The 5,467-nt window shown below is 45.4% G+C and carries 7 protein-coding genes and 1 pseudogene; all 8 read left to right on the top strand.

Annotated features, from left to right (window positions below; translation table 11 throughout):
• Nucleotides 1–275 (top strand): annotated as a pseudogene (locus AB685_RS25755) (ATP phosphoribosyltransferase regulatory subunit); the annotation flags it as partial.
• Between the two features lies 1 nt (nucleotide 276).
• Nucleotides 277–915, top strand: a complete 639-nt coding sequence (gene hisG / locus AB685_RS25750) for an ATP phosphoribosyltransferase (RefSeq protein WP_047973442.1) — start codon at nucleotides 277–279, stop codon at nucleotides 913–915.
• On the top strand, nucleotides 912–2,183 hold the full coding sequence (gene hisD / locus AB685_RS25745; RefSeq protein ID WP_047973441.1) for a histidinol dehydrogenase: 1,272 nt from the start codon (nucleotides 912–914) through the stop codon (nucleotides 2,181–2,183). Before hisG ends, hisD begins: the two co-directional genes overlap by 4 nt.
• Nucleotides 2,184–2,185: 2 nt before the next feature.
• The gene (gene hisB / locus AB685_RS25740; RefSeq protein WP_047973440.1) at nucleotides 2,186–2,770 is read left to right on the top strand and encodes an imidazoleglycerol-phosphate dehydratase HisB; all 585 of its coding nucleotides are present in this window, start codon (nucleotides 2,186–2,188) and stop codon (nucleotides 2,768–2,770) included.
• Nucleotides 2,771–3,415, top strand: coding sequence for an imidazole glycerol phosphate synthase subunit HisH (hisH, locus tag AB685_RS25735; protein WP_047973439.1), 645 nt, complete (start codon nucleotides 2,771–2,773; stop codon nucleotides 3,413–3,415).
• A complete protein-coding gene (hisA, locus tag AB685_RS25730; protein ID WP_047973438.1) occupies nucleotides 3,408–4,136 on the top strand; it encodes a 1-(5-phosphoribosyl)-5-[(5-phosphoribosylamino)methylideneamino]imidazole-4-carboxamide isomerase in 729 nt (242 codons plus the stop codon). Before hisH ends, hisA begins: the two co-directional genes overlap by 8 nt.
• 6 nt (nucleotides 4,137–4,142) lie before the next feature.
• Complete coding sequence (gene hisF, locus AB685_RS25725; RefSeq protein WP_047973437.1) at nucleotides 4,143–4,901, top strand: imidazole glycerol phosphate synthase subunit HisF; 759 nt, start codon at nucleotides 4,143–4,145, stop codon at nucleotides 4,899–4,901.
• Nucleotides 4,898–5,467, top strand: a 570-nt coding sequence (hisIE, locus tag AB685_RS25720) for a bifunctional phosphoribosyl-AMP cyclohydrolase/phosphoribosyl-ATP diphosphatase HisIE (protein ID WP_047973436.1), incomplete at its 3' end; no start/stop codon positions are given. The genes hisF and hisIE, both read left to right, overlap by 4 nt.

Genomic DNA, 5,467 nt, shown 5'->3' with positions numbered 1-5,467 from the left:
AGTTTGATCGCCCAGCTCCAGCAACAGGGTTTGGTGTGCGTCTTGATCTACTTGTAGAAGCAATCGGAAAAACAGCGCAACCTGAAGAAAATGTTTGCGTGATCTTCAGTAAAGAACGTCGTGTGGAAGCAACGAAACTTGCAAGAGAAAAGCGAGAAGAAGGCATCTCAGTCGTTCTTCAAGACCTCTCAGGTGTGGGGAATGTTGATCAAATGAGCGAGCAGTATGACGATGTCATTTATTGCATTGGTAAGACAAAAAAAGGAGGCGAGTAGGATGAGCGAAGTATTAACAGTGGCGATGCCAAAAGGAAGAATATTTRAAGAGGCTGTTGAGCTTTTACGCAAAGCCGGCTACCGCCTCCCAGAAGAATTCGATGATTCACGTAAATTGATTCTAGATGTGGAAGAAGAAAATCTACGCTTCATTTTAGMAAAACCAATGGATGTACCGACCTATGTCGAGCATGGGGTGGCTGACATCGGAGTGGCTGGAAAAGATGTCATGATCGAAGAAGAACGTGATGTGTATGAAGTGCTTGATTTGAAAATTAGTGCCTGCTATTTAGCGGTTGCCGGCCTTCCGGGATATGAGAAAAAAGATATCAACCCTAAAGTAGCTTCAAAGTATCCGAATCTTGCGGCTCAATATTTTAAAGAACAAGGCGAGCAAGTCGAGATGATTAAATTAAATGGCTCGATCGAATTAGCCCCACTTATCGGGTTAGCAGATCGTATTGTTGATATCGTTTCGACCGGCCGCACCCTTAAAGAAAATGGTCTCGTGGAGCTTGAAACGATTGTACCGATCACCTCAAGACTAATCGTGAACCCTGTCAGCTACCGCATGAAAGATGAACAAATCGATCAAATGGTCGAGCGCTTATCAGGAGTCGTGGAGGGGGAACAAGCATGAAAATTGTGCAAGTAACCGACGAAGTCAGTTTAAAGCGTGATCTTGACGCAGGAACAAGTGAACAGCGGGAAGCGGTTGAAACGATTATTCAAGACGTTCGTGAAAAAGGCGACGCTGCCCTTTTGTCCTACACCGAGAAATTTGACGGTGCTACATTAGATGGGTTGCTCGTCGAGAAAGCGGAGGTCAATGCGGCCTATGAGCAAATCGATCCAGGTGTCTTAAACGCAATCCGAGCGGCAATCATCAATATCCATGACTTCCATCAACGACAAGTTCAACAATCGTGGATGACGACAAAAGAAGATGGCACGATCCTTGGACAAAAAGTCACACCGCTTGATTCAGTCGGCCTCTACGTACCAGGCGGAAAAGCAGCATACCCCTCCTCGATTATGATGAATGTGATTCCAGCTCAAGTGGCAGGAGTGAAGCAAATTACGATCGTCTCACCCCCACAAAAAGACGGCAGCATCCCAGCAAGTGTTCTCGTTACAGCCAATGAACTAGGCATCACAACGATTTACAAAGTTGGAGGCGCCCAAGCCGTAGCAGCACTCGCATACGGAACAGAGACAATTCAAGCAGTCGATAAAATCACTGGACCAGGCAACATCTATGTCGCTTTGGCAAAACGCGCGGTATTTGGACGAGTCGATATTGACATGATTGCAGGACCGAGTGAAATTGTCGTGTTGGCAGATGAGAATGCCAATCCGCGATACATTGCAGCAGACCTGTTGAGTCAAGCAGAGCATGATGAGCGAGCATCGGCCGTACTTGTGACACCTTGTCAGGACCTTGCTGATGAAGTGAAAGCGGAAGTCATTCATCAGCTTGAAACCTTGCCGAAGCGAGAAATTGCCCAAGCATCGATTCAAGATTATGGAGCCATTTATGTGACGAAGGATTTAGATGAGGCTGTGGATGTCACTAATGAACTGGCACCAGAGCACCTGGAGATCCTAACAGAGGATGCGATGTCACTTGTTGGTCGTATCCGCCATGCGGGAGCGATTTTCGTTGGACCATACAGCTCAGAGCCAGTGGGTGATTACTTTGCCGGGCCGAATCATGTGTTACCAACAAATGGAACAGCACGCTTTTCAAGCCCATTAAGTGTCGATGATTTTGTGAAGAAATCAAGTGTGATTAGCTACAGCAAACAGGCACTGAAGCAGAACGGAGCAAGCATTTCAGCCCTTGCTAGATTAGAAGGATTAGAAGCACATGCAAGAGCAATCGACATTAGGTTGGAGGATGAATAGAGATGAGACAAGCTAGACTGGCAAGAAAGACTGGAGAAACAGATATTGTTCTTGATTTTTCAATTGATGGGGAAGGTACTTCTGAGCTTGAGACAGGCGTTCCATTTCTTACCCATATGCTAGATTTGTTTACAAAGCACGGCCACTTCGATTTGACGGTTGATGCGAATGGTGACACAGAAGTGGATGATCATCACACAACGGAGGACATCGGTATTTGTCTTGGCTTAGCTTTAAAGGAAGCTTTAGGAGATAAAAAAGGGATTAAACGTTATGGTAGTGCCTTTGTGCCAATGGATGAAACACTCGCTCAAGTCGTCGTAGACTTAAGCAACCGTCCGCATCTTGAATTCCGCGCCGAGTTTCCAAGTCAAAAGGTCGGAACCTTTGATACGGAGCTTGTTCATGAATTCTTATGGAAGTTTGCTCTTGAAGCAAGAATGAATTTACATGTGATTGTTCATTACGGCCACAACACCCACCACATCATTGAAGCGATCTTTAAAGCCCTTGCACGTGCATTAGATGAAGCAACAACGATTGATAACCGTGTTAAAGGGGTTCCATCAACGAAAGGAATGTTGTAAATGATTGGTATTGTTGATTATGGCATGGGGAATTTACATAGTGTGAGTAAAGCGCTTGAGCGTTTAGATATCCCTTATTTCCTCTCCGATCAAACGGCTGAATTGGAAAAAGCTGRTGGCTTGATCTTGCCAGGAGTAGGAGCCTTTCGTGATGGGGCAAGTATCTTAAAGGAAACGGGCTTATCGATCTTCTTGAGTAATTGGGCAAAAGAGGGCAAGCCACTTCTAGGGATTTGTCTTGGAATGCAGCTTCTTTTTGAGGAAAGTGAAGAACATGGCTTAACGGCTGGTCTTGGGTTGCTTCCGGGACGGGTCGAGCGTTTTAGTGGCAAGGATGAAGCGGGTAATCTCTACAAAGTCCCTCATATGGGCTGGAATAAACTGATGTTCCAAAAGCCTAATCACCTTTTACTGAAAAATGTGGAAGAAGGGCATGTGTATTTTGTTCATTCGTATGTCGTGAAAACAGACGACACAGACGTTTTACTGGCAACAAGTGAGTACGGGCGAGTCGTACCAGCCGTTGTCGGACGTGACAATGTCCTAGGTACACAATTCCATCCAGAAAAAAGTAGTTCAGTCGGCATGTCTATTTTGAAAAACTATGTAGCATTTGTCGAGAGGGGAGCGGTTGCACGTGGCTAAGTTTGAGATTTATCCAGCAATTGATATGCGAGACGGAAAATGCGTGAGGTTAGTGCAAGGAGATTACAATCAAGAGACGATCTACGGAGATTCCCCGTTTGATATGGCAAAGGCGTTTGCAGACGCTGGTGCTAAATGGATTCATATGGTGGATTTAGACGGAGCGAAAGCAAAGACACGCATTAATCATGAGCATGTCGTCAAGGTGGCAAAGGAATTAGATGTGTCTGTTCAAGTTGGTGGAGGTATCCGCACAGCTGAAGACAWTGCCTATTACTTAGAGCGCGGGGTGGATCGTGTTATTTTAGGARGTGTGGCGGTAAACAACCCAGCCTTTACAAAAGAAATGCTCTCTACATATGGTGGCGAAAAAATTGCCATTGGTCTGGATGCTCGTGATGGCTATGTCGCAACAGACGGCTGGCTTGAAACATCGTCTGTCCAAGCGGTTGACCTTGCTAATGAGCTTGCAAGACACGGGGCTGAAGTGTTTATCTTTACCGATATTTCACGAGACGGAATGTTATCTGGTCCAAATACAGAAGCAATTGCCAAGCTAAGCGAAGCAACAGGGAAAGAAGTGATTGCTTCAGGAGGCGTAAGTAATTTAGCAGATCTTAAAGACCTTCGTGAACACCCAAGTAAGATCAGTGGAGCGATCGTTGGAAAAGCTCTTTACACGAATCAATTCACACTTGAAGAAGCCCTAAAAGGAGAGTGATAACACGTGCTAACTAAACGAATGATTCCATGTTTGGATGTAAAGGAAGGTCGTGTTGTCAAAGGAATTCAATTTGTAGACCTGCGTGATGCTGGAGATCCGGTTGAATTGGCCGCTTTCTATGATGAGCAAGGCGCTGATGAATTAGTCTTCTTAGATATTTCTGCTTCGCATGAAGGCCGCGAGACGATGGTTGAAGTCGTGGAAGAAGTAGCTGGTAAGCTTGCGATTCCATTTACTGTAGGCGGTGGGATCAATACGCTTGAAGATATGAAGCGAGTCTTGCGTGCTGGAGCTGACAAGGTCTCTTTGAACACAGCAGCTGTGAAGCGTCCTGAACTGATTCGTGAAGGGGCGGATTTCTTTGGATCACAATGCATTGTCGTGGCGATTGATGCGAAATATGACGAGGAACTTGGTTCATGGCGTATTTACACGCATGGTGGACGCCAAGCGACTGAATGGGAAGTGCGTGATTGGGCGAAGGAAGCGACGCGACTGGGTGCAGGTGAGATCTTGCTGACGAGCATGGATCAAGATGGGGCAAAAACGGGGTTTGATCTCGCGTTAACTAAAGCTGTTAATGAAGTCGTTACCGTACCTGTGATTGCCTCAGGTGGAGCAGGAAAGAAGGAAGATTTTGCTGATGTGTTTAAAGAAGCAAACGCTGATGCTGCTCTTGCTGCTTCGATTTTTCATTACAAAGAAACATCTGTTGAAGAAGTGAAGACGTATTTAAAAGAGGAAGGGGTGCTCGTTCGATGAGTGTAGACAAGATTAAATTTGACGAACGCGGGCTAGTACCAGCGATCGTTCAAGATGCAACGAGTAAAGAAGTGCTGACACTTGCTTATATGAACAAGGAATCCCTTGAAAAGTCAATAGAAACAAGAGAAACGTGGTTTTATAGCCGTTCTCGTGAAGAGCTTTGGCATAAAGGTGCCACTTCAGGTAATACACAAACAATTGCCGATATGCGCTATGATTGTGATGCCGATGCACTAGTAGTACTCGTGACACCAGCAGGTCCTGCATGTCATAAAGGGGATTACACATGCTTTAGTGATTCATTGTTTGGGGAAAATGTACGCACAAACCCAACAAGATTTGCAATTTTAGATGAGCTTGAGCAAGTGATTGYCCAACGCGAAGCAGAAATGCCAGAAGGAGCGTACACGACCTATCTTTTTGAAAAAGGGGTCGATAAAATTTTGAAGAAAGTCGGCGAGGAAGCAGGCGAAGTCATTATCGCTGCGAAAAACCGTGACCCAGAAGAATTAAAATGGGAAGTGGCCGACTTGCTTTATCACGTGTTAGTCCTATTACGAGAG

The organism is Bacillus sp. LL01, assembly GCF_001037965.1.
Note: the sequence above shows the minus strand (reverse complement) of the source record. Positions and strands in the feature narration are given on the sequence as shown.

Coding starts and splice junctions, on each gene's coding strand:
- hisD (WP_047973441.1), top strand. CDS start 912: ATGAAAATTGTGCAAGTAACCGACGAAGTCAGTTTAAAGCGTGATCTT.
- hisB (WP_047973440.1), top strand. CDS start 2,186: ATGAGACAAGCTAGACTGGCAAGAAAGACTGGAGAAACAGATATTGTT.